At 63.2% G+C, this 23,087-nt stretch carries 21 protein-coding genes; 8 read left to right on the top strand and 13 right to left on the bottom strand.

Annotated features, from left to right (window positions below):
* Positions 1-68 precede the first annotated feature (68 nt).
* The 4 genes from I6A82_RS11865 to I6A82_RS11880 all read left to right on the top strand — a co-directional run bounded on the left by I6A82_RS11865 (position 69) and on the right by I6A82_RS11880 (position 4,304).
* Positions 69-839: a tetratricopeptide repeat protein gene (locus I6A82_RS11865; protein WP_232343429.1), complete on the top strand. Its 771-nt coding sequence runs from the start codon at positions 69-71 to the stop codon at positions 837-839.
* The gene (locus tag I6A82_RS11870; protein ID WP_198095033.1) at positions 839-2,167 is read left to right on the top strand and encodes an outer membrane protein assembly factor BamB family protein; all 1,329 of its coding nucleotides are present in this window, start codon (positions 839-841) and stop codon (positions 2,165-2,167) included. Before I6A82_RS11865 ends, I6A82_RS11870 begins: the two co-directional genes overlap by 1 nt.
* A gap of 264 nt (positions 2,168-2,431) precedes the next feature.
* The gene (der, locus tag I6A82_RS11875; RefSeq protein WP_198095034.1) at positions 2,432-3,787 is read left to right on the top strand and encodes a ribosome biogenesis GTPase Der; all 1,356 of its coding nucleotides are present in this window, start codon (positions 2,432-2,434) and stop codon (positions 3,785-3,787) included.
* Between the two features lie 82 nt (positions 3,788-3,869).
* Positions 3,870-4,304: an Hpt domain-containing protein gene (locus I6A82_RS11880; RefSeq protein ID WP_198095035.1), complete on the top strand. Its 435-nt coding sequence runs from the start codon at positions 3,870-3,872 to the stop codon at positions 4,302-4,304.
* On the opposite strand, the gene I6A82_RS11885 is transcribed toward I6A82_RS11880, so the two are convergent.
* Together I6A82_RS11885 and I6A82_RS11890 are read right to left on the bottom strand one after the other, a co-directional pair.
* Positions 4,305-5,579, bottom strand: coding sequence for a DUF418 domain-containing protein (locus I6A82_RS11885; RefSeq protein WP_198095036.1), 1,275 nt, complete (start codon positions 5,577-5,579; stop codon positions 4,305-4,307).
* Positions 5,580-5,600: 21 nt separating this feature from the next.
* Complete coding sequence (locus I6A82_RS11890; protein ID WP_198095037.1) at positions 5,601-6,275, bottom strand: nitroreductase family protein; 675 nt, start codon at positions 6,273-6,275, stop codon at positions 5,601-5,603.
* An 80-nt stretch (positions 6,276-6,355) separates the two neighbouring features.
* On the opposite strand from I6A82_RS11890, the gene I6A82_RS11895 reads away from it, so the two are divergent.
* Positions 6,356-7,156, top strand: coding sequence for a Coq4 family protein (locus tag I6A82_RS11895; RefSeq protein ID WP_232343430.1), 801 nt, complete (start codon positions 6,356-6,358; stop codon positions 7,154-7,156).
* Positions 7,157-7,220: 64 nt separating this feature from the next.
* Here the strand turns inward: I6A82_RS11895 and purL are convergent, their stop codons facing one another.
* Positions 7,221-9,425: a phosphoribosylformylglycinamidine synthase subunit PurL gene (purL, locus tag I6A82_RS11900; protein ID WP_198095038.1), complete on the bottom strand. Its 2,205-nt coding sequence runs from the start codon at positions 9,423-9,425 to the stop codon at positions 7,221-7,223.
* A gap of 130 nt (positions 9,426-9,555) precedes the next feature.
* Here purL and I6A82_RS11905 point away from each other — a divergent pair, with 130 nt between their 5' ends.
* Entirely contained in the window at positions 9,556-10,692 is a 1,137-nt protein-coding gene (locus I6A82_RS11905; RefSeq protein WP_198095039.1) for an endonuclease/exonuclease/phosphatase family protein, read from the top strand.
* Between the two features lies 1 nt (position 10,693).
* Here the strand turns inward: I6A82_RS11905 and I6A82_RS11910 are convergent, their stop codons facing one another.
* From I6A82_RS11910 to guaA, 8 genes are all read right to left on the bottom strand, one after another.
* A complete protein-coding gene (locus tag I6A82_RS11910; RefSeq protein ID WP_198095618.1) occupies positions 10,694-11,719 on the bottom strand; it encodes a glycerophosphodiester phosphodiesterase in 1,026 nt (341 codons plus the stop codon).
* A 71-nt stretch (positions 11,720-11,790) separates the two neighbouring features.
* On the bottom strand, positions 11,791-12,072 hold the full coding sequence (locus tag I6A82_RS11915) for a DUF427 domain-containing protein (RefSeq protein WP_198095040.1): 282 nt from the start codon (positions 12,070-12,072) through the stop codon (positions 11,791-11,793).
* Between the two features lie 59 nt (positions 12,073-12,131).
* A complete protein-coding gene (locus tag I6A82_RS11920) occupies positions 12,132-12,995 on the bottom strand; it encodes a DMT family transporter (RefSeq protein ID WP_198095041.1) in 864 nt (287 codons plus the stop codon).
* A gap of 195 nt (positions 12,996-13,190) precedes the next feature.
* On the bottom strand, positions 13,191-13,538 hold the full coding sequence (locus I6A82_RS11925; protein WP_198095042.1) for an ArsC family reductase: 348 nt from the start codon (positions 13,536-13,538) through the stop codon (positions 13,191-13,193).
* Positions 13,535-14,218: an endonuclease III domain-containing protein gene (locus I6A82_RS11930; RefSeq protein ID WP_232343432.1), complete on the bottom strand. Its 684-nt coding sequence runs from the start codon at positions 14,216-14,218 to the stop codon at positions 13,535-13,537. Before I6A82_RS11930 ends, I6A82_RS11925 begins: the two co-directional genes overlap by 4 nt.
* Positions 14,219-14,273: 55 nt before the next feature.
* Positions 14,274-14,984 (bottom strand): endonuclease III domain-containing protein, encoded by a 711-nt coding sequence (locus tag I6A82_RS11935; RefSeq protein ID WP_198095043.1) that lies wholly within the window; start codon positions 14,982-14,984, stop codon positions 14,274-14,276.
* 17 nt (positions 14,985-15,001) lie between these two features.
* On the bottom strand, positions 15,002-15,223 hold the full coding sequence (locus I6A82_RS11940) for a YrhK family protein (RefSeq protein WP_198095044.1): 222 nt from the start codon (positions 15,221-15,223) through the stop codon (positions 15,002-15,004).
* A gap of 10 nt (positions 15,224-15,233) precedes the next feature.
* Positions 15,234-16,793, bottom strand: a complete 1,560-nt coding sequence (guaA, locus tag I6A82_RS11945) for a glutamine-hydrolyzing GMP synthase (RefSeq protein WP_198095045.1) — start codon at positions 16,791-16,793, stop codon at positions 15,234-15,236.
* A 130-nt stretch (positions 16,794-16,923) separates the two neighbouring features.
* Between guaA and I6A82_RS11950 the strand changes: the two genes are divergently transcribed.
* The gene (locus I6A82_RS11950; protein WP_198095046.1) at positions 16,924-17,463 is read left to right on the top strand and encodes a hypothetical protein; all 540 of its coding nucleotides are present in this window, start codon (positions 16,924-16,926) and stop codon (positions 17,461-17,463) included.
* On the top strand, positions 17,460-20,021 hold the full coding sequence (locus tag I6A82_RS11955) for an HWE histidine kinase domain-containing protein (RefSeq protein WP_198095047.1): 2,562 nt from the start codon (positions 17,460-17,462) through the stop codon (positions 20,019-20,021). Before I6A82_RS11950 ends, I6A82_RS11955 begins: the two co-directional genes overlap by 4 nt.
* Positions 20,022-20,025: 4 nt before the next feature.
* On the opposite strand, the gene I6A82_RS11960 is transcribed toward I6A82_RS11955, so the two are convergent.
* Together I6A82_RS11960 and I6A82_RS11965 are read right to left on the bottom strand one after the other, a co-directional pair.
* Positions 20,026-21,615, bottom strand: coding sequence for a class I adenylate-forming enzyme family protein (locus tag I6A82_RS11960; protein WP_198095048.1), 1,590 nt, complete (start codon positions 21,613-21,615; stop codon positions 20,026-20,028).
* Positions 21,616-21,622: 7 nt separating this feature from the next.
* A complete protein-coding gene (locus I6A82_RS11965; protein WP_198095049.1) occupies positions 21,623-23,056 on the bottom strand; it encodes a M20/M25/M40 family metallo-hydrolase in 1,434 nt (477 codons plus the stop codon).
* Positions 23,057-23,087 lie beyond the last annotated feature (31 nt).

Below are 23,087 nucleotides of genomic sequence, written 5' to 3' on the forward strand. Positions count from 1 at the left end.
CTCCCTTGTCACCTACCCACGCGCGAAGCTAAGGCGAGCGCCGATTATCCCGAGACCGGAGAGCCGCCTTGGCGCTTACCCCTACCAAATCTGGCGGCAATGCCAGCGACAAGAGCGATGATGTGTTCATGCGCGAAGTGGACGATGCGGTCCGCCGGTCCGACATGGAAGCGTTCGGCAAGCGCTATGGCTGGTGGATTCTGGGGCTGATCGTCCTCGGCCTTGCAGCGTTCGGCGCTTATATCATCTGGCAGAACAATCAGACTGCCGCGGACGGCAAATTGGCAGAGCAGTACATCACCGCCATGGATGCAGCGCAGGCGGGCGACGCCAAGACGGCGCGGCCCATCCTCCAGAAGCTCGCAGATGGTTCGAACGAGGGATATCGCGCTGCCTCCCTGATGATGGAAGGCAATCTTGCCAGCGAGCGCAAGGACGAGAAGGCTGCCATCGCCGCCTATCAGACGGTGATCGACGACGAGAGCCTGCCGGAGCCGTTTCGCAATCTGGCGCTGGTGCGCCAGACCGCCTTGCAGTTCGATAGCATTTCACCCGATCAGGTCGTCGCGCGGCTCAAACCGCTCGCGATCGAGGGCAATCCCTGGTTCGGCCCCGCCGGAGAGATGACGGCGATGGCCTATATCAAGCAAGGCAAGACCGATCTTGCCGGAACGCTGTTCGCCGCGCTTTCCAAGGACAAGGCACTGCCGGAATCCACGCGGCGGCGCACCCGCCAGCTCGCCGGGGTTTACGGCGTGGACGCTGTTCAGGATGATGAAAGTCCCGCTGGTGCAGCGCCTCAGCAAACGGCGCCCGCGAAGGGAGAAGGAGCCAATTGATGAAGCGATCAACCACCAGTCTGATCTGCGGCGCCGCACTGCTGGCGCTATCCGGCTGCAGCCTGTTCGGCGGCGGCGGCGACAAGAAATCCACCCCCACGCTGGGCGACCGCGTTGCCATTCTGGGCGCGGAAAGCGACGCGGTGGTCGATCCCGCGCTGGCCAGCGTCCCCGTGGTGCTTCCCGCGCCCGTGGCGAACGATAGCTGGGCGCAGCCCGGTGGCAACGCGGCCAAGAACCCTGCCCAGCTTGCGCTGGGGCAAAGCCTTTCGCGCGTCTGGACAGCCAATATTGCGGGCGCCAGCAACCGCGAGCGCTTGGCCGCTGCGCCGGTGATCGCCGATGGCCGTCTTTATGTGGTCGACACCAACGCCAAGGTCCGTGCCTTTGATGCGGCGACCGGCAGCCCCGTGTGGACCCATGAGCTTCCCAGCTCCGGAAGCGGAAGCGCCAGCTTCTTCGGCGGCGGCGTTTCGGTCGATGGATCGAGCGTTTATGCGACCGACGGTCTGGGCGATGTTGCCGCCCTCGATATTGCGACCGGTGCCGAGAAATGGCGCGTGCGCCCCGCCGGCCCGATGCGCGGTGCGCCGACGCTCGCCAACAATAACGTCTATGTCATGACCCAGGACAACCAGATTTACGCGCTGGACCCCGCCACTGGCAAAACCAACTGGAACAAGTCCGGCACCATCGGCCAGTCGGGTATCTTCGGTGTCGCCGCTCCCGCCGCCGCGCAGGGCACAGTGATCGCCGGTTACTCGACCGGCGAACTGGCCGCTTATCGGTACGAAAACGGGCAGGACCTGTGGACAGATGCGCTGTCGCGCACCAGCATCTCCACCTCGGTGTCCTCGCTCACCGACATCGATGCCGATCCGGTGATCGACCGGGGCCGTGTCTATGCCATCGGCCAGGGCGGGCGCATGGCGGCCTATGAGCTGATCAGCGGCCAGCGCATTTGGGAAATCAACATCGCTGGGATCGCCACGCCCGTCGTTGCAGGGGACTGGGTGTTCGTCCTCACCGACGATGCCAAGCTGCTCGCGGTCGCGCGGACCACCGGTAAGATCCGCTGGGTCTCTCAGCTTCCCGAATATCGCAAGGCGAAGAAGAAGGAAGACCCGATCGACTGGAAGGGCCCCGTGCTCGCCGGCGGTCGTCTGATCGTCGCTTCGACGCGCGGCGGCGTCTGGTCGGTCGATCCGCAGGACGGCACGGCAACGGAAATGTTCGATCTGGGCGAATCGGTATCGGTTTCGCCCGTGGTTGCCAATCAGACGCTGTACCTGCTGGACGATAGCGGGCGTATCTCCGCCTATCGCTAAGCGCCTGCTGCGCGCTCTAATGGTGACGCAGGACAGAGTCGGGGCGGGCGTGTTGGCAAAGATCGTTTAGCCTTACATGACCTCGCCTGCCGCTAGCATCAGCATGTGGCCCGGCGGGGTGAAGATCGGGAATTCACCGGAAGTCCGCGCGTGCTTTGTGCGTCGGATAGTCGGAAATATTGTTTCACGTCGCGGGCCACGCTACGGGGAGACTTCGTCGCTTTCGCGCAACTTCCTTTCGCTTTTATCGCAGGAACCGCCCCCGTGCTCCCCACTGTCGCCATCGTCGGACGTCCGAACGTCGGCAAATCCACGCTGTTCAACCGCCTTGTCGGCAAGCGGATCGCGCTGGTCGATGACCGGCCCGGGGTCACGCGTGACCGGCGCGAGGGCGATGCCACGCTGTTCGATCTGAACTTCCGCGTCGTCGACACAGCGGGTTATGAGGATATGGACGAACAGACCCTGCCCGGCCGGATGCGCATGCAGACCGAGGCTGCGGTGGCCGGGTCCGCCGTTTCGCTGTTCCTGATTGACGGGCGCGCGGGCGTCACGCCGCTGGATGAGGAAATTGCCCGCTGGCTGCGCGCGTCGGGCCATCCCGTCATCCTCGCCGTCAACAAGGCGGAAGGAAGCCAGGCCGATAGCGGCATCATGGAAAGCTATTCGCTGGGCCTTGGTGAACCCATCGCGATCAGCGCGGAGCATGGTGAAGGCTTGGCCGATCTGTTCGAAGGACTGGCCCCGCATATCGACAACTTCCAGCCGCCCGCCCGGAACGAGGATGAGGAAGGCGACCGGATTCTGAAGCTCGCCATCGTCGGGCGTCCCAATGCCGGCAAGTCCACGCTGATCAACAAGCTGCTGGGCGAAAACCGGCTAATCACCGGCCCGGAAGCGGGCATTACGCGCGACTCGATCGAGATCGACTGGGTCTGGACCACCGGTCCGGGCGAAGACCGCAAGGTACGCCTGATCGATACCGCCGGGATGCGCAAGCGCGCCAAGGTGAAGGAGAAGCTGGAACGTCTTTCCGTTGCCGACGCCCGGCGTGCCATCGACTTCGCGGAAGTCGTCGTCCTGCTGCTCGATGCCACCAAGGGGCTGGAGCTTCAGGACCTCAAGATCGCCGATCATGTGATCCAGGAAGGCCGCGCGCTCGTCATCGCGATCAACAAATGGGACGTCGCGGAAGACGCGAGCGCGCTGTTCAACGGCATCCGTGCGGCGCTTGACGAAGGGTTGGCGCAGCTGAAGGGTGTGCCGCTCATCGCGGTCTCCGCCATTACCGGCAAGGGCACGGACCAGATGCTGACCGCCGCCTTTGCCGCGCGGGAAGCGTGGAGCCGCCGCGTGCCCACCGCCGCGCTCAACCGCTGGTTCGAACATGCGATCACCCTGAACCCGCCGCCCGCGCCCGGCGGCCAGCGGATCAAGCTGCGTTATATCACGCAGGCCAAGAGCCGTCCGCCCGCCTTCGTTATCTTCGGCACGCGCGTCGATGATTTGCCGCAAAGTTATGAGCGTTATCTGCTGAACGGCATCCGCCGCGACCTTGATTTCGGGGCCGTGCCGGTGCGGCTGACGCTACGCGCGCCTAAGAACCCGTTCGACGACTGATCCGTCCGGCCATCGTCAACGGAACGTTTACCCGTCCCGCGATAAAAGGTCCTGCGACAAATTGGGGGACCGAAGAACTGCTATGACGATCGATACCGGAGAATTGGTGGACTGGAAGGCATTTCAGGCTTGCCGTGCTCAGTTGGGCACGGGATTCGTCCGTATTCTCGGCTATTTCGAAGAGGACGGTAAAAAGTCGATCGCGCTGATCGAAAACGCCATGCGGGACAAAAGCGCGACGGCGCTCGTCAATCCCGCTCACATGCTGAAAGGCGAAGCCTATCAATTCGGCGCACAGGCGCTGGGCAGCACGGCAGAGCGCATCGAGATGGTGGCCCGCCAGTGCATCGAACATCGTATCGATCCGGACGAGGTACTGCCGGACGTCGCCAAGCTTCGGCGCCTGTTCGAACAGACGCTGCAGGCTCTGCAGCGCGAGACCAGCCCACTGGTCGAACGCCGCCGCGGTTTTGGGCAGCGCAGCTTCGGCATGAACCAGAGCTTCGGCCGCCTTTAATTAACGCACGGCCGGTGCCTTGCGCATCGGCTGCGGTCGTCCGCGCGCCAGACTGCGCCACAGCCATTCGAGCGGTCCATAACGATATCGATCCAACCAGGGCTTGGACCACAGCAACATCACGCCGCACATCGCCGCCACGATCCCATAGAGTGCGGCCCGCGGAACGTGCGCGAACAAGCCGAAACCATAGCCGTAGAACAGCGTCGTCATGACGATGCTCGTGCCGAGATAGTTGGTGAACGCCGCCCGCCCTGTCGCCGCGATCCACGGCAGCACCCCGCCGCTGCGCATCGTGCGGATGATCAGCATGAACAGCGCGGCGTAGCCGATGGTGGTCATCAACCGCGCCGGCAGGCTCCAGGCGACGACCAGGTTGAGCGAGAAGATTGGATCGAACCCATGCGACCAGTCCAGCGCGGCAAGGACAGCATAGATCAGCATGCCGGGCAGCAGCAGCGCCCATAGCAGCTGCCAATAGCGCCGCCGATCCCATGTTCCCGTCATGAAGCCGCTGCGCAACCCCGCCATGCCGAGCAGCATGAGGGGAAAGGTCTCCGTGCCCGCCTGGAACAGCAGGTTGAGCGGCCGCCACCATTGAGACAGCCTGAAATCCAGGATCGCTTCATATCCGCTGCGGAACAGCGCGATCTCTTCCGCCTGCGCGGCGGCCGAGAAGCCCTCCATCATCGCTGCGAACCGCTCCACGCTGGCCGGACTGGCCCCGGATGCCTGCGCTGCGGCCTGGATTGAGAACATCGTCCCAAGCGACAGGCACAGGATGGCAAAGCCAGCCGCATAGACGACCAGCGCCGTGACTATGAGCGTTCGCGTTGCGGCACTGCGCATCAGGAAAGCGAAGCAGCCGATCACCGCGTAAAGGAACAGGATGTCGCCCCACCAGATGAGGAAGAAGTGGGCCGCGCCGAAGAGGCCGAGCCAGAACATCCGGCTGTAATGCACCCGCGCCGCGCTCTGCCCCGCTGCCTCCGCCCGCTCGGCGACCAGATAGAGGCTCGCGCCGAACAGGAGTGAGAACAGCCCGCGCATTTTGCCGTCGAACAACAGAAACGCTGCGATCCAGGAACCGACATCGGCAGCCGTGGCCGGGCCGGTACCGGGAACGCGCGGCAGAAAATAGGCGTCTTCGGGTAGCGCAAAGGCGATGATGTTCATCGCCAGAATTCCCATCACCGCGAAGCCGCGAAGCGCGTCCAGCTCGATCCACCGCGTGTCGAGCGCGCTGCCGCGCGGTGCGTTTTCCAATTGATCCATCCCAGCCCCCTGCCCCGTCCGCTAGAGCCAGCTGGCAATCGCGTCCAGCGGCTTCTTGCGGGCCGCGGCGGCGGGATAAACCGCCCCCGCAGCTGGCTTTCCCGCCACGATCAGCATCATCGGTTTTTCGTCCGCGGGCCGGCCACAGATGTCGGACAGAAACTTCATGGGATTGGGTGTGTGCGTCAACGTTGCCAGGCCCGCTTCGTGCAGCGTCGACAACAACAGCCCGCAGGCGATGCCGACGCTCTCCGTCACATAATAATTCTGCTTGGTATCGCCCGGCATCGGCCCACCCTTGCGCTGGCCAAACACCGCGATCAGCCAAGGGGCCTCTTCAAGAAACGGCTTCGAAGGATCGGTGCCGAGCGGGGCCAGCGCCTCGAGCCACTCCTTGCCCGCCTTCCCTGCGTAAAAAGTGCGCTCCTCCTCTTCCGCAGCCTCGCGGATGCGCCGCTTGATATCAGGATCGGAAATCGCGGCGAAATGCCAGGGCTGATGGTTCGCCCCCGAAGGTGCGCTGCCGGCGGCAAGGATAGCCTGTTCAATCACCCCACGCGGGACGGGATCGCTCGCAAAATCCCGGCATGTCCGCCGCGTCGCCAGACGTTCAGCGGCTCCGCGGGCCATCGCAATGCGCATTTCATCGTCATAATCGGGCAACGCGGCATAGGGCTTGGGATCGGGAACGCTCATGCAACATTGTTAAGCGCACATGCGGCGCAACGGGAATGTTTTTCTCTATTGACATTCATGTCAGTATAAGGCAATCAGGCATGATGGATATGAACCATGATTTTTCGCGCGCGGCCCGCCCGATGTTCGCCCCTGATCGCGTGCGCCCGCGCTTCCGCCCGTTCAAGGCCATGCGCCACTTCCGCAATCTGATTGCCGACAAGGAAGACACCAGCCAGGTGTTCCACATTTTCGAGGCGCTGCCTCGGCGCAAGTTCCGTGTGGAAGCGCAAGCCTTTGTTGAAAGTGACGCAGGCCGCGCCGTGATGGAGCGCGAGCCTTATTTGCCCGACATCCTTGACGATCACGAGCGGCTGCGCGCCATGCCCGAAGGTAGCGTCGCGCATGCTTATTGTGATTTTATGGAAAGCGAGGGACTGTCTGCCGCAGGACTGGTGGCGGAATATGACCGCTTCACCGGCGGCCGCCGCTATGGCGATTGGATGGAATGGTACGCCAATCGCAACCGCGACACGCATGATCTTCTGCATGTGCTGACCGGCTATGGTCGGGACGCGCTGGGCGAACAATGCGTGCTGGCGTTCACCTATGGCCAGAACCCGGCGCCCGCGAACCTGTTCATCGCTTATGCCGGTGGGCTGAACCTCAAGAAAACGACCAAGAGCGACGCGCCTGTATTGAAGGCCATCAACGAGGCGCGCAAGCTGGGACGCGCATGCCCGCGCATCAGCGAACAATCGATCCTCGATCTGCTGGCCGAGCCGTTGGAATTGGCACGCAAGCGGCTGAATATTACGCCGCCGGTTTATTATCAGGAGGCACATCGGCGCCTTCGGGCGCGCGGGATCGATCCCTATGATCTGCTGGCAAAGGCGGCCTGAGCGCCGCCCGTCTTCCAGAGCCTGCCGAACCCGATCGAGCTGGCCACGAAATCGCGGCTCTCGTTTAGTTCTCCATCCATTCGCGGAAGAAGCGCTCGTTCGCGTCGCGCAGGTCCGCCAGAGACGCTGACATTTCAGGTCCAGTAATCGCATCTCCACCGGTGCGCCCCACCGGCGCGATGAAAATGCCTGCTTCCCGGGCGCGCTCGATCACCGCATCGGCATCCTTCGCCGTAACCAGATAGCGCGCCTGATCTTCACCGAACAGGATTGCTGCAGGGTTTTCGACATCCGGCAGCGTGATCTCTACGCCGATACCGCCGCCAAGCGCCATCTCCGCAATCGCAACCAGTGCGCCGCCGTCCGACACGTCGTGGACCGCGCTGACAAGCTCGTCACGCACCAGATCGCGCACGAAATCGCCATGGCGGCGCTCCACATCAAGATCAACCGGCGGCGGCGGGCCTTCTTCACGTCCATGGCATTCGCGCAGCCATAGAGACTGGCCGACATGGCCTGCGCTATGGCCGATCAGCAGCAGCGTCTCGCCCTCCGCCTTGAACGCGATCGTCGCCATGCGCGTCACGTCGTCGAGCAGCCCGACAGCACCGATAGCGGGCGTGGGCAGGATGGCGGAGCCGCCGCCCGTCGCCTTGCTCTCGTTGTAGAGGCTGACATTTCCGCTCACGATCGGCATATCGAGCGCGATGCAGGCCTCGCTCATGCCTTCCAGGCAGCCGACAATCTGACCCATGATCTGGGGGTTCTGAGGGCTGCCGAAATTGAGGCAGTTGGTTACTGCCAGCGGTTTGCCGCCTACCGCGCAAATGTTGCGCCAGGCTTCTGCAATCGCCTGACGCCCGCCCTGGACAGGATCGGCGAAGCAATAGCGCGGCGTGCAATCGGTGGTGATCGCAAGCGCCTTGTTCGTGCCGTGAACGCGCACGACTGCCGCATCCCCGCCGGAGCGCTGCGCGGTATCGCCGCCGACCTGACTATCATATTGCCGCCAGATCCAGGCGCGTGATGCGAGATCCGGACAGGCCATAAGCGTCAGAAGATCCGCACCGATATCCGCACTGGATGGTATGTCGGCAAGCGCCGCCGGAGCCGGGGTGGGCTCATGCGGCCGGTCATAAAGCGGCGCCTCATCGGCGAGCGGCCCGAGCGGGATATCGCAAACGGTCTGCCCGCCATGATCCAGCACCATGCGGCCGGTATCGGTCACCTCACCGATCACTGCGAAATCGAGCTCCCACTTGCGGAAGATCGCTTCGGCCTCTGCCTCACGGCCCGGCTTGAGCACCATGAGCATGCGCTCCTGGCTTTCCGACAGCATCATTTCATAGGGCGTCATGCCCTCCTCGCGCTGGGGCACGGCGTCCATATCGAGCCGGATGCCCACGCCGCCGTTCGATGCCATCTCGACGCTGGAGCTGGTGAGCCCCGCCGCGCCCATGTCCTGGATCGCCACGATCGCGTCAGTCGCCATCAATTCCAGACAAGCCTCGATCAGCAGCTTCTCGGTAAAGGGATCGCCGACCTGCACGGTTGGGCGCTTTTCCTCGCTATCCTCACCGAATTCGGTGCTCGCCATAGTAGCGCCATGGATGCCGTCGCGGCCGGTCTTGGCGCCGACATAGACGATCGGGTTGCCGACGCCGCTGGCCGCCGAATAGAAGATCTTGTCCTGATCGGCGACGCCCACGGTCATCGCATTCACCAGGATATTGCCGTCATAGGCGCGGTGAAAGTTTGTTTCGCCGCCCACCGTCGGTACGCCCACGCAATTGCCGTAGCCGCCGATCCCGGCGACCACGCCCTTCACCAGATGCTTCATCTTGGGGTGATCGGGCGAACCGAAGCGCAGCGCATTCATGTTCGCCACCGGGCGCGCGCCCATGGTGAAGACATCGCGCAGGATGCCGCCCACGCCGGTCGCAGCGCCCTGATAGGGCTCGATATAGCTGGGGTGGTTGTGGCTCTCCATCTTGAAGATGGCCGCCTGTCCGTCCCCGATGTCGATCACGCCCGCATTCTCGCCTGGCCCGCAAATCACCTGCGGTCCCTCGGTCGGCAATTTCTTCAGGTGCAGGCGCGAGCTTTTGTAGCTGCAATGCTCGGACCACATCACCGAAAAAATGCCGAGCTCCACCAGATTGGGCTCCCGCCCCAGCGCGCCTAGAACGCGCTGATATTCCTCTTCGCTGAGGCCGTGCTCGGCAACGATTTCGGGGGTGATGGCGGGCGCGGCGCTGTGGTCGGTCATGGGCCAGCCGATTAGCGGTGCAACCCGGCGGCGGCAAGCGGCAGGGTTGCCTTTCCGGATCGACTGCGCAACGACGCACCGGCCCACGGTTTTTGGGCACCCCTAACCTTCGCGTTCCCGGAGACCCGGCATGTTTCGCAAAATCGCCTTCGGCCTCCTGGTCATCGCAACGGTATTTCTGGCGCTCGTCACCATCGCCAGCTTTACCAATTTCAACGACTGGTGGATCCGCCTCTGGGACTATCCTCGACTCGCGATCTTCACCATTGCCGGGCTGCTGTTTTTGGTGAGTGGCTTCACGCTGCGCGGCAAAAGACGTTGGGTTATCGCGGGAACATTGCTCGCGGTCACTTTGTGGCAGGGTTATCGCATCCATCGCTACACCGTGATCGCCAAACCGGAGGTGCAGTTTATAGAAGCCGGGGCGCAAGTCCCGGCCGACCAATGTTTCTCCGTTCTTTCGTTGAACGTGCTGCAGCACAACCGGCAATATGGCCGGACGCTCGATCTCATCCGGCGCTACGATCCCGACATGGTGCTGCTGCTGGAGACGGATCAGGGCTGGGTCGAAGCGCTGAAACCGGTGAGCACGCGTTACCCCCATGTTCGCAACGTGCCGATCGACAACACCTACGGCCTGGTCTTCATGACGCGGCTGCCGACCGACGAACTGACCGTGCACCGGCTGATCGAGAACGATATTCCGTCCATCTTCGCGCGGCTGCGCACGCCGGCAGGACGCCGCTTCGGCTATATCGGCCTCCACCCGCGTCCTCCGCAGGTGGGCACGGACACGCAGGAGCGCGATGCCGAGATCGCGGTCGGCGCGCGCATCGCCGCCAAGGCGGGCCTGCCGGTGCTGGCCATGGGCGATTTCAACGACGTCGCCTGGTCGGACACATCGGAGCTGTTCAAGCGGGTTGGCACCTATCTCGATCCGCGGATCGGCCGCGGCTTCTACGCCACCTTCCCCGCCAGCCTGCCCGCCTTCCGCTGGCCGCTCGACCAGATCTACTTCACCGAGGAGTTCTCGATCGACCGGCTGGAAGTGCTCGGCAAAGTAGGCTCCGATCATCTGCCGATTATCGCCCAGATGTGCCTGGCACCTGCCGTCGGCGAACGGGTGAACGAGGAACCCGAGGCGATCGAAGGCGAAGATCTGAAAGAAGCCAATGAGATTATCGAGAAGGGCATCCGCACCGAAGCGCGTGAGGAAGTGACCGGCAGCACCGATGGGGAGCGGGAAAAGCGCAACCGGGAGGAGTAAGCTATTCCTTGTCCGGTCGCTCGGCTCCTTCCAGGGCCTGGACGGCCAGCCCCGGCTGATCGGAGAACAATCCGTCGATCCCCGCGGCGATGAAAGCCTGGATTTCACCCGCCAGATCGCCGCGCTGGTCCAGCCGGTCGCCGCGCCGCAGGTTGCCGGGCAGAAAGGCATTCTCGGCCCGAAAGGTCCAGGGATGCACCAGCAGACCCGCCCGATGCGCCCAGTCGACCAGCTCGGTCGGCTCATCGAGCTGGCCGTTCTCGCCGATCGGGATCACCAGCGACTTCTGCGGACCGATGGCATCGGCGTAAGAGGCGATCGCCGCGACGCCGCCCTCGGTCAGCATGTTGGCATAGCTGATATCGGGCAGATCGGCGGGACCGCCCTCCTCCTCTACAAGCTGGACGAGCCGAACATCGCTCGCCGCGTTCAGCGCCTTCAGATTTCCAACCTCGAAGCTTTGCACGAACACGGGTGCATCCGCCGCGTTCCAACCCGCCTTGTCCAGCGCCTCTAAAAGCGGGGCCTGATGCGGCAGACCGATCGAGGCGAAATAGCCTGGATGCTTGGTTTCGGGATACACGCCGACGGTGCGGCCCACCCGCGCGCCTTCGCTCTTCGCGAGGGCGATGATCTCGTCGAAGGTCGGGATCTCGAACTGACCGTCATAGCGGGTATTGGCGGGCCGCAGTTCGGGCAGCCGCTCCTTTGCGCGCAGTGTCTTTAGCTCGGCCAATGTGAAGTCCTCGGTGAACCAGCCAGTGGTCTCGACGCCATCGATAGTCCTGGTGGTGCGCCGGTCCGCAAATTCGGGATGATCCGCCACATCGGTCGTCCCAGAAATCTCGTTCTCATGGCGCGCAACTAGGACGCCATCCTTGGTCAGCACCAGATCGGGCTCGATAAAGTCCGCGCCCTGATCGATCGCAAGCTTGTACGCGGCAAGCGTATGTTCGGGCCGGTCCCCGCTCGCCCCGCGATGCGCGATGATAGCGAAGTCGGTCATTGCTGCGGGTTTAGCCGACATCACAGGCTCCACCGTCGCGCAGCTGCCGAGCGATAGGCCGCCCAGCGCCACCAGGAGTATTCCCTGCCATTTCAAGCGCTCACCTCAACGCCTTTCCAGAATGCGTAGCGCCCTGCGATTTCCGAAGCGGCTTCCTTCGGATCCGAATAATACCAGGCGGCATCCTTGTTGGTTTCGCCGTCGACCGTGATCGACTTGTAAGAGGCGGTGCCCTTCCACGGGCAGACGCTGGTGGTGTCACTATCTTCGAAATAGCGCTCATTGATGCTCGCAGCCGGAAAATAGGCATTGCCCTCGACGGTCACGATATCGTCGCTTTCGGCCAAAACCTGACCCTTCCACATCGCTTTCATTGTCTGCTCCTTCGATCGATCCGACCAGCCAACGCCGCCGCGGCGCATCCGCTCCGGCGTCATCCCAATTGCATGAGCGCGAGGCCGATAACGAGCACCGCCGCCGCCACGATCCGGCGCGCGCCGAACCCCTCCTTCAGCAGCATCGCGCCCATCAACGCGCCGAACAACACCGATGTCTCGCGCAGCGCGGAAACCTTCGCCGTCTCCATCAGCGTGAACGCATAGAGCGCCGCGCCGTAGCTCAGGATCGACAGGGCCCCGCCCGCCACACCATAGCGCCAGCGCAGGCGGATCGCTTCGCGCCACTGCCCTCGGCGCCGGACGGCGGCAAGGCAAAGAATGCCTACGCAATCGAACAGGAACAGCCAGGCGATGAAGGTGAACGGCTCCGCCGCCAGCCGCGCGCCGTGCGCATCGGTGACATTGTAGAGCGCGATGCCCACCGCCGTAAGCGCGGCGAACCCCAGCGCGCGCCGATCCGGATGCGCTGCGATCCTTACCCCCTTGGGCGGCCAGGCGAACAACAGCACCGCAAGGGTAGCGATCAGCAGCCCCGCAATTTCGATTGGCGGCAGCGTCTCGCCCAGTAGCAGGAACGCGCTGATCCCCGTCAGCATCGGCGCACCGCCGCGCATGATCGGGAAAACGAGGCTGAGATCGCCGCGCGACAGCGCCGAAATCAGGGCAAGCTGGTAGAGGAAATGCACCGGCACGGTAATCGCCAGCGCGCCCCAGACCGCCGGGCTCGGCGGCGGAACCACGAACAGCACCACCGGCACCATCAGCAGCGACGCGCTCCCCTGCAGGATGGCGCGGCTCGCCAGAATATCGCTGCCTGCCTTCACGCTGTAGTTGGCCGCCGCGAGCGTGACCGCGGAAAAAAGGCCAAGCGCGATGGCGAGGAGATTCGGTTCCATCATGCGAGCGCTTCCATCCGGAAAGTCGCGATGGTCCGCATACGTCCCCCCCTGTTTTCTCCTCTCTCGGCAATTATCACGTCTAAAGCATCGCGGCGGGAGGATCGGCGGGAATCAATCGCGCAAGTCATAGCCCAAGAGCAGCTTCGTAGGACAGGTCAGGCTTCATCAATTCGGCCTGGAAGGGCGGCGGAAAGGCTAAACCAGCCGCTCCGCATAGACGCTCTCATCGAACCCCACGATCAGATCGCCCGCGCCCTCGACCAACGGGCGCTTGATCATCGACGGATGGGCCGCCAGCAGCCGCGCCGCCTTGGCATCGTCGATATCGGCCTTGTCCTCATCGGACAGCTTACGCCAGGTCGTGCCGCGACGGTTCAGCAGCACCTCATGCCCCACCTCGCCGATCCAGCGCTCCAACCGCGCCTCGTCGATCCCGTTTTTCTTGTAGTCGTGGAATTCATACTCCACGCCCCGCGCCTCCAGCCATTTGCGCGCCTTTTTGATCGTATCGCAATTGGGGATGCCGTACATCGTCAGCGTCATGCCTGCTCCTTCTCATCGCCTCGGTGCGCGGCGTACCAGAGGCAGAGATCGGATACAGGGCAAATGTCGCATTTCGGGCTGCGCGATACGCAGATCCGTTTGCCGAACTGGATCAGCCAGAAATGGCCGTCGCGATGCGCCCAGGCCGGTGCGCGCTCTTCCAGCTGCTCGGCAGTCTTGTCCGCGGTCTTTGCGTGCGTGAGGCCGATGCGGTTGCAGACGCGGTGGACGTGCGTATCGACCGCGATCACGTCCGCATCGAAGGTAAAGCTCATCACGATATCCGCGCATTTGCGGCCGATACCGGGCATTTTCAGCAAGCCTTCGCGCGTGTCCGGCACCACGCCGCCATGTTCGCCGATCAACATCTCGCAGAATTTGCGGATGTTGCGGGCCTTCATATTGTAGAGCCCGGCGGGCTTAATCGCGGCGGCGACGGTCTCGTCGTCCAGCTCCAGCATCGCCTGCGGCGTATCGGCAAGCGCGAACAGCGCCTTGCTCGCCTTGGCCGTATTGCGGTCGAGCGACTGGGCGGAGAGCATGCAGGAGATGCAGCTGCGAAAGGGATCGGGCTGTTCCTTCGGCCCCTTCGCATCCTTGGTGCGGCCCGGCATGACATCGCGCAGCCGCTCGAAAACGGTTTCGACGTCGGCGGGGGAAAGCAATTTTGCGTCGTCCATGCCTTGGCGAACGCGCGAGCGGGACTTTCGTATCACCTGCCCTGTCCCAAGCAGCTCAGTGCTCCAGAGACGCCCGCCCCGTCGCGCAGTCCGGACGCGCCGGACAGTCGGCACACAGCATCTCGGAAGGGCGGCAGAGCGTCTGGCCAAGTTTTTTCACCAGCAGATGATGCTCGTCGATATCCGCTGCGGACCACTCGTCCGGCAATATCGGCATCAACGCATCATAAGCGCGCGTCGTATCGGCCTTGGGCGGAACCAGCCCCATGCGCTGCACGATGCGGCGGTGATGGCTGTCGATCACGATCGCGCGGCGCTGGAAACGTGATGTGTTCATGATTCCGGCGCTGATCTTGCGCGCGACGCCGGGAAGCCGCTCCAGCCACGCCATCGCGTCTTCCGTCGGCAGGTTGGACAGATGCCGCAAATCCACCTCGCCTCGCTCCGCCATGATCGCTTGAAGGCATGCCTTCAATCGCTCTGCAGACTGCGCCGGAAAGGTCTGCGTCCGCAATTCGTCGGTCAGAGTCTCGACATGGGCCGTGGCCACCGCTTCCCATGTGCCGAAGCGCTGCAGGAGCCGGTCGGTCGCCGCATTGGAAATCGCCGTTTTGCTGCGCGCGCCGATCACGCCCTGTACCAGCGTCCAGACCGGATCCACGCGCTTTTCATGCTGCCGCTCGATCTGCCCGAAGCGCGCGATCAGCGCGGCGTGCAGCCGGCGGAGGACATCGGTGCGCGGATCGCCGCCGAGGGCCAGTTCCATCGGCCGCGCCTTACGCCTCAGCGCCGCGCATCGACGATCTTCACGCCCAGTTCGCCGATCGCGCCGACCAGCATGAGGAACGATCCGACGATGAACAGCCAGACGCTGAGCGTCTGATAGGCGTCAAAAGCGGGCAGGAACAGAACGCTGCCCACGAAAAACAGGATATTGCCGACCAGGCCGAGCGATGTGTGGACCCAGCCATAATCCTTGACGATCAGCCGCAGCGTATCGCTCATCCCGCGCGCCTTATTCCCATTCGATCGTGCCCGGCGGCTTCGACGTATAGTCGTAGACCACGCGGTTAATGCCCTTCACCTCGTTCACGATGCGCGTTGCGACGCTGCTGAGGAAGGCGCTGTCGAACGGGTAGACGTCCGCCGTCATGCCGTCGGTGCTGGTGACGGCGCGCAGCGCGCAGACATTGTCATAAGTGCGCCCGTCGCCCATCACGCCGACTGTTTTCACGGGCAGCAGCACGGCAAAGGCCTGCCAGATCGCATCGTAGAGCCCGGCTTTGCGAATTTCATCGAGATAGATCGCGTCCGCCTTGCGCAGGATATCGCAGCGCTCCTTGGTCACTTCGCCGGGAATGCGGATGGCAAGGCCCGGGCCGGGGAACGGATGGCGGCCGACGAAGGCGTCCGGCAGGCCGAGTTCGCGCCCCAGATCGCGCACCTCATCCTTGAACAGTTCCCGCAGCGGCTCGACCAGCTTCATGTTCATCCGCTCGGGCAGGCCGCCGACATTGTGATGGCTCTTGATCGTGACCGAAGGGCCGCCGGTGAATGAGACACTCTCGATCACATCGGGATAGAGCGTGCCCTGCGCCAGGAAATCCGCGCCACCGATTGTCTTGGCTTCCGCCTCGAACACGTCGATAAAGGTCTTGCCGATGAACTTGCGCTTCTTTTCGGGATCGGTCTCGCCCGCCAGCCCTTCGAGGAACATCGCCTCGGCATCCACCACGACCAGCGGGATATTGTAGCTGTCACGGAACAACGTTTCGACCTGCTCGCGCTCCTGCGAACGCAGCAGGCCGTGATCCACAAACACGCAGGTCAGCTGATCGCCGATCGCCTCATGGATCAGAACCGCGGCCACCGCGCTATCGACGCCGCCGGAGAGGCCGCAGATCACTTTGCCCTCGCCCACCTGCTCGCGGATCTCGGCGATCTTGGTCTCGCGGAACTCGGCCATCGTCCAGTCGCCCGCGCAGCCGCAGACATGACGCACGAAATTGGCAATCAGCTTTGCACCGTCCGGCGTGTGCACCACCTCCGGATGGAACTGCGTTCCATAATAGCGGCGTTCGTCATCCGCGATCAGCGCGAAGGGCGCGCCCTCGGTGGTGGCGACGATGCGGAAGCCCGGCGCGAACTCCGTCACCTTGTCGCCATGGCTCATCCACACCTGATGGCGTTCGCCGACCTCCCATAAGCCTTCGAATAACACGCAGGGTTCGGACACGGTGATGAAGGCGCGGCCAAATTCGCCGCTATCGCCCGGCTCCACGCGTCCGCCCAGCTGATCGCTCATCACCTGCTGGCCGTAACAGATGCCGAGGATCGGCAGGCCGCTGTCGAACAGCACCTGCGGCGCGCGCGGACTGCCCTCGGCGGGAACCGACGCGGGGCTGCCGGACAGGATGATGCCCGACGGCTTCATCCGCTCGAACGCCTCTTCGGCAGCGCTGAAGGGCGCGATTTCGGAATAGACGCCGGCCTCGCGCACGCGGCGCGCGATCAGCTGCGTCACCTGGCTGCCGAAATCGACGATGAGGATGGATTCGGATTGGGGAGCGGTCATGGTCCGCGCGATATGAGGCTTGCCCGATTTAGTCCAGTCGCTGCCGCCGCGCGGATGGTCTGCCGCAATACGAAGTCGATACAAACATAGAGCAATTGTTTCGCGTTCGGCTTGTTCCTAATTAGTGACGATGCGCTTCGACTTACGCCGCGAGACGGCGCCCCTTCATGAGAATGTTGATGCCGCATTCGGCGCGCTCGATCTTGAGAAACGCAGCGATTACCGGTGTTTCATTCAGGCCCACCGCCTAGCTGCACGCGCTGCAGAAGGACAGCTGAACGGAGCCGAGAACCTTCCTGCGATACAGCTTTCGCCCTTGCTGGAGGCGGACGCCGCTGCGCTCGATCTGCCGGAGGACGATTGGCAGCCATCCACGCTGGAGGGCGAGCAGCATCCTTTGGGCATCGCCTATGTCCTGCTGGGCTCGCGCCTTGGCAACCGCCTGTTGCAACGCGGGGAATATTGGGCAAAGCACGACACCCATGGATCGCGTTCTGATCATTATTTGTCCGACCGTACGCATGAGCCAAGCTGGCGCGCGCTTGTCGAGCAGCTGGGCCGCCTCGATTCGGACGAGAAAGAGCGTGCCGCAATCATGAGCAGCGCCGCCGCCACCTTCGCCGCCTTCGAGGAGGCGCTTCGCCACAGCCGGGATACCTTGCCGGAATGACCGTCGATCGCCGCCACGAACAGGTTGATCTCACCAACTGCGACCGGGAGCCCATTCACATCCCGGGGCGCGTGCAGAGCTTCGGCTGTCTAATCGCAGTCGGGCGTCAATGGATGGTGCGTTACGCCTCCGAAAATTGCGAAGAAATGCTGGGCGTTTCCGCCGAGGCGATGATCGGCAATCCCGTGACCGAGCTTCTTAGCGACAGCGCGGTCCATGACATCCGGTCCCGCCTGCAATCGCTCTCCCTCTCCGACATGGTAGAGCGGCTGTTTGGCATAGATCTGTTCGAAGATGGCCGCCTGTTCGATGCAGCCCTGCATCAGTCCGGCGATCACTTCGTGATGGAGTTCGAACCCGCCGGAGCGGAAGGCCGAGATTTTCAAAGCTATGTGCGCCCGATGATCGCGCGGGTGCGCACGCATGATGATCTGGAAGGCATCTGCAACGAGGGCGCGCGGCAGCTGCGCGCGCTGACCGGGTTCGACCGGGTGATGGTTTATCGCTTCGGCGAAGACGGCAGCGGGCAGGTTTTCGCCGAAAGCGTCAAAAGCAATATGGACGGCTTCCTGTCGCTGCGCTTCCCCGCCAGCGATATTCCGAAGCAGGCACGCGAGCTTTACCAGCGTAATCTTCTGCGCATCATCGCCGATGTGGACGATCCCACCGTGGCGATCCAGACGCAGGATTTGGAGAACGAACCGCTCGATCTCTCCATGAGCACGCTTCGCGCCGTTTCGCCGATCCATGTCGAATATCTGCAGAATATGGGCGTTGGTGCGTCCATGTCCGTTTCGATCATGAAGCGCGGCAAGCTGTGGGGGCTGTTCGCCTGCCATCATTCGACGGCGCACGTCCTGTCTTATTCGGTGCGGACCGCTGCCGAGCTGTTCGGCGAGCTGTTCGCCTTCGTGCTGGACCAGCTTGAAGCGGACTTGCTGCGGGATGAGATGATCCGTGCCGATGCGATGCGCGACAAGCTCATGCCGCGTCTGGCCGATGGCGACGATCTTGCCTCCCAGTTCGATACCATCATCGAGAATATGGCCGACATCGTGCCGCATGACGGCGCGGTCGGCTGGATCAACAAGCGTTTCCATGCGCGTGGTGCCACGCCGAGCGAAGATCAATTCCGCGAGCTATTGCCGCTGCTCGAGGAAAAATTGCAAATGCGCGTCTACGCGACGAAATCGATCGCCGCGGAACATGAGCCTGCGGCCGATTATGCGGCCGAGGCTGCCGGGCTCCTGTCGATCCCGCTTTCGCGTACACCGCGCGACTTCGTGGTGCTTTTCCGGAAGGAAGTGGCCAAGCAGGTCAGCTGGGCGGGCAATCCGAAGAAAGCGGTGGAGAACAGCCGGTTCGGCGACCGCCTGACGCCGCGCAAAAGTTTCGAGGCGTGGACCGAGGAAGTGCGCGGCGAATCCATATCGTGGAGCGATGCTCAGCTGCGAGCCGCCGAAGCGTTCCGCACCACCCTGGTGGAGCTGATTCTGCGCATAGCCGATCAGAACGCACAGGAACGCGCGCGCAGCAGCGAAAAGCAGGAACTGTTGATCGCGGAGCTCAACCACCGCGTGCGCAACATCCTGAACCTCATTCGCGGCCTTGTGCAGCAGAGCAATACCGGATCGGGCAGCGTCGAGGACTTCGCCGAAGTGGTTGGTAGCCGCATCCACGCTTTGGCACGCGCGCATGATCAGATCACCCGCGAACATTGGGCGCCGGCATCGCTGAAAGAACTGATCCGAAACGAATGTCAGGCTTATGCCGAAAATTCGGTGGACCGGGTCAAGGTTAGCGGTCCGGACGCCTATCTGAAGCCCGAAGCGTTCACCGCCATCGCGCTCGTGATCCATGAACTGCTGACCAACTGCGTGAAATATGGCGCTCTGTCGGACAGCAGCGGCACGATTGCGATCGATATCGCCGAGCGAGAGGACCATTCGCTCGATCTGCAATGGCGTGAGAGTGGTGGCCCGGTCGTAAAAGCCCCCAGCCGGCGCGGGTTTGGATCGACGATCATCGAACGCTCCATACCCTATGAGCTTGGCGGCGAGGCCGATATCCGCTTCGAACTCACAGGGCTTCGCGCGGACTATGTGCTTCCGGCCAACTGCATCCAGCGGATCGAAGATCAACCCGCCGCCGAAGACGAACGATCCGTCCCCGAGGCGACAAAGAAAGAGATGCGCGATCTGGGCCGTGCCCTGATCGTCGAGGACAATCTCATCATCGCGCTGGATGCCGAAGAGATGCTGAAGGCGCTTGGCGCGCGCGAAATCGATGTGGTCGGCGGCGTGGGCGAAGCCTTGCGCCGCTTGAACAATGACGACTTCGATATCGCCCTTCTCGACATCAATCTTGGTAATGAGAACAGCGCGCCGGTCGCGCAGCGGCTGACCGAGATCGGCAAGCCGTTCATCTTCACGACCGGCTATGGCGAGAATAGCGCTATCCTGGAACGCTTCCCCGGTACGCCGGTGGTCGCCAAGCCCTACCGCCGCGAAGATGTGGAGCGCGCGCTTACCAAGCTGGACGAGCCCGCCACCGACTGATCCATCAGCCTGCGCGCTCGGGGATCATGGCGCGTAGCTCGGTCTTTAGCACCTTGCCGATGTGGCTGCGCGGCAGTTCGTTCAGAACAAGCACTTCCGACAGGCGCTGCGTCTTGCCGAGCCCGGCATTGACCTGATCGCGAATTGCGGCGCCGTCGCGCTCACTTCCCGACTTTAGGGTCACAAAACCGACCGGCGTCTCGCCCCATTTTTCGGACGGCATGCCCACCACCGCAGCGTCGGCCACCTCGTCCACCGCCATCAGCGCATCTTCCAGATCGGCCGGGTAGATGTTGAACCCGCCGGAGATGATCATGTCCTTGGCGCGGCCTACAATCTGGACGAACCCGTCTTCGTCGATGACGCCGATATCGCCGGTACGCAGCCACAGCTCGCCCGCCTCGTCGCGCCATTCCATCGCGCTGGTAGCGTCCGGGCGATTGCGATAGCCGCTCATCATCGTAGGCGATCGGCCGACCATTTCGCCCTTCTCGCCCGCGCCCAGACGATTGCCCTCCTCGTCGATCACGATCAGCTGATGGTTGGGCAGCGGCTGACCCACGGTGTGTAGCTTGTCCGGAAATTTGTGCGCGTGGAGCATGCAGACCACGCCGCCCTCGGTGAGGCCATAGATTTCGGTCAGCGCGCCGGGCATACGGCGCAGCACTCCGGCTTTGAGATCGGCGGAAAAAGGTGCGCTGGTGCAGAACTTGTATTGCAGCGACGACAGATCGTGATCGTCGAACCCGGGCTGCGCCATCAGCCGCTGATATTGGACCGGTACGAGCATCGTGTGCGTGATGCGCTCCGCCTCGGCGATTTCGCCCCAGCGCGCGGCATCGAACTTGCCCATGATATAGGCGCAGCCGCCCCACAGCAGCGTTGGTAGAAACACTGCCAGTGTGGTGTTCGAATAAAGCGGCGTGGAACAGAGCGTTCGGCTTTCGGTCCCGTAGATCGATTTGAAGCCGCCAGCCGCCTGTCGCCAACGCATGAGATGCGCATGAACGATGCCCTTGGGCGCGCCGGTCGTGCCGCTGGAATAGATGATGTTGAACGGATCGCCGACATGGGGCGAAACCGGTTCGGCGATCGCGCCTTCTTCCGCCATCCAATCGCCGAGCGCGGGCAAATCCCCCTTGCCTTCGTCCAGCATGACCACGCTGAGCGAGGGCAGATCGACACCGCTTTCCTGCAGCTCCGCCCATTTCGCGCGCTCGACGAACAGATGTGCTGCACCGCTGTCGGCCATCATCGCCGCAAGTTGCTTCGGCGCTGCAGAGGTCGTCAGCGGAGCCGCACACCCGCCCGCGCGTATCGCGGCGAGATAGACCAAAGCATAGTCGACCCCGCTGGTACCGAGGATCGCCACCGCCTGCCCACGCACCAGACCATCGCGCTGGAGTGCCGCCGCGATCCGCTCGACCAGCGCCCAGCCCTCTCCCCAGCCGAGGCGTTTGGTTTCGTCGATCAGCATATCCCCATCCGGGTTCGCTGCCGCCCAATCGGCAAGCACGCCGGGCCAGGAGCCGAATTCGGCATCCAGCTTTCGGGCGATCGGTTCGGGAATAGCGGCTTCGCTCGCATTGCTCATGATAGGCTCATCCTGCCAAGGTTTTGACGAGATCGTAGAGATAGTCGCGCGCGGTATAGAGCGCTTTCACCTCGACGCGTTCGTTAAGGCCGTGCACGCCGTTTCCGTCCGGATCGCCCCACACGCTCGGCACCCCGTAGGTCGGGATGCCGACCGCGGACATGTACAGTCCGTCGGTCGCCCCGGTCGACATGCTGGGCAGCACCGGCACGCCGGGGAAATATTTCGCGGCGAGGGTTTCCATCGGCCCGATCAGCGCCGGATCGAGCGGCGGCGATTTAGCGAGCGGTTTATCCTCGCGCGCCAGGGTGATGGTGATGTTCGGATCGTCCACCAGCTTCGCGAGCTGCTCCTTCACCTCCTCCGGCGTGTGGCCCGGGAAGATGCGACAGTTCACATTCGCCTCGACGCGCTGCGGCAGTGCGTTCACCGCATGGCCACCCTCGATGGTCGTCGCGACGCAGGTGGTGCGCAGCATGGAGTGCAGCGCCTTGTCCTTGTTGACGATCGCCATCGCGTCCTCGTCGCCAAGGTCGTTCACCAGCGCCTTCATCGCGGCGCCGGTTTCATCCTTCCGCATGGCGGCGCTTTTCTGGAAGAACGCGCGGGTCGTATCGTTGAACTCCGCCGGGAAATCATAGGACCCAATCCGCTCCAGCGCGCCCGCCATTTCGTAGATCGCGTTGTTCGGCACCGGCTGGGAACTGTGGCCGCCGGGGTTGGTCGCTACCAATTTGTAATCCTGATAGATTTTTTCGCCGACCTGAATGGTCTGCACCATCAGATGGCCCTTGCCGTCGGTGCGCCCGCCCCCGCCTTCGTTCAGCGCGAACGCCGCATCGATCCAATCGCGCTTCTCGTTCGCCAGATATTGCGCCCCATTGAACGCGGTATCAGTCTCTTCCCCGCAGGTGAGCGCCATCTTCACGGTGCGCTTCGGCTTGTACCCCGCTTCGGCGAACCGCACGAGCGTATCGGCCCAGATCGCGGACATCGCTTTGTCGTCCACCGCGCCGCGCGCATAATAATAGCCGTTCTCTTCCACCAGTTTGAACGGATCGCGTTCCCAATCCGAACGCTTGGCTTCCACTACATCGATATGGCCGAGGAGCAGCATCGGCTCTTCCGTCGACGAGGTACCCGGATAGACCGCGACCACGCCGCCATCCTCGGGATGTTCGGGCACGGTGAAGACGGTAACGTTCTCCGGTGCCATGCCCGCCGCGGTCAGCCGATCCGCAATCTGCTGCGCCGCCTGCGTGCAGCTGCCGCTCGACTGGGTCGTGTTGGTCTCGATCAACTCCTTGTACAGCCCGAAAAACTGCTGCTGATCGGGCGTAAGCGCGCCCATCTCTCCCGTCGCGACCTGCGCCGAAACGGGCGCTCCAGCGGTCATGGTGGCGGCGATGGCCGAGGCGGCGATGAGGAACGAGGATTTCATGACTGGAGACTCCCTGCTGGCAGGAGAGGAT

It is taken from the genome of Novosphingopyxis sp. YJ-S2-01, from assembly GCF_016093175.1.
In the GTDB taxonomy this organism is placed as follows: domain Bacteria; phylum Pseudomonadota; class Alphaproteobacteria; order Sphingomonadales; family Sphingomonadaceae; genus Novosphingopyxis; species Novosphingopyxis iocasae.

Bases quoted from the DNA above. Each gene is read 5' to 3' on its own strand.
- guaA (WP_198095045.1), bottom strand. From the start codon at position 16,793: ATGACCGCTCCCCAATCCGAATCCATCCTCATCGTCGATTTCGGCAGC.
- I6A82_RS11920 (WP_198095041.1), bottom strand. From the start codon at position 12,995: ATGATGGAACCGAATCTCCTCGCCATCGCGCTTGGCCTTTTTTCCGCG.
- I6A82_RS11910 (WP_198095618.1), bottom strand. From the start codon at position 11,719: ATGTCGGCTAAACCCGCAGCAATGACCGACTTCGCTATCATCGCGCAT.
- I6A82_RS11925 (WP_198095042.1), bottom strand. From the start codon at position 13,538: ATGACGCTGACGATGTACGGCATCCCCAATTGCGATACGATCAAAAAG.
- I6A82_RS11880 (WP_198095035.1), top strand. From the start codon at position 3,870: ATGACGATCGATACCGGAGAATTGGTGGACTGGAAGGCATTTCAGGCT.
- I6A82_RS11965 (WP_198095049.1), bottom strand. From the start codon at position 23,056: ATGAAATCCTCGTTCCTCATCGCCGCCTCGGCCATCGCCGCCACCATG.
- I6A82_RS11930 (WP_232343432.1), bottom strand. From the start codon at position 14,218: ATGGACGACGCAAAATTGCTTTCCCCCGCCGACGTCGAAACCGTTTTC.
- I6A82_RS11915 (WP_198095040.1), bottom strand. From the start codon at position 12,072: ATGAAAGCGATGTGGAAGGGTCAGGTTTTGGCCGAAAGCGACGATATC.
- I6A82_RS11890 (WP_198095037.1), bottom strand. From the start codon at position 6,275: ATGAGCGTTCCCGATCCCAAGCCCTATGCCGCGTTGCCCGATTATGAC.
- I6A82_RS11885 (WP_198095036.1), bottom strand. From the start codon at position 5,579: ATGGATCAATTGGAAAACGCACCGCGCGGCAGCGCGCTCGACACGCGG.
- I6A82_RS11940 (WP_198095044.1), bottom strand. From the start codon at position 15,223: ATGAGCGATACGCTGCGGCTGATCGTCAAGGATTATGGCTGGGTCCAC.
- I6A82_RS11870 (WP_198095033.1), top strand. From the start codon at position 839: ATGAAGCGATCAACCACCAGTCTGATCTGCGGCGCCGCACTGCTGGCG.
- I6A82_RS11950 (WP_198095046.1), top strand. From the start codon at position 16,924: ATGCGCTTCGACTTACGCCGCGAGACGGCGCCCCTTCATGAGAATGTT.
- I6A82_RS11905 (WP_198095039.1), top strand. From the start codon at position 9,556: ATGTTTCGCAAAATCGCCTTCGGCCTCCTGGTCATCGCAACGGTATTT.
- purL (WP_198095038.1), bottom strand. From the start codon at position 9,425: ATGACCGACCACAGCGCCGCGCCCGCCATCACCCCCGAAATCGTTGCC.
- I6A82_RS11935 (WP_198095043.1), bottom strand. From the start codon at position 14,984: ATGGAACTGGCCCTCGGCGGCGATCCGCGCACCGATGTCCTCCGCCGG.
- I6A82_RS11895 (WP_232343430.1), top strand. From the start codon at position 6,356: ATGATGGATATGAACCATGATTTTTCGCGCGCGGCCCGCCCGATGTTC.
- I6A82_RS11955 (WP_198095047.1), top strand. From the start codon at position 17,460: ATGACCGTCGATCGCCGCCACGAACAGGTTGATCTCACCAACTGCGAC.
- I6A82_RS11960 (WP_198095048.1), bottom strand. From the start codon at position 21,615: ATGAGCAATGCGAGCGAAGCCGCTATTCCCGAACCGATCGCCCGAAAG.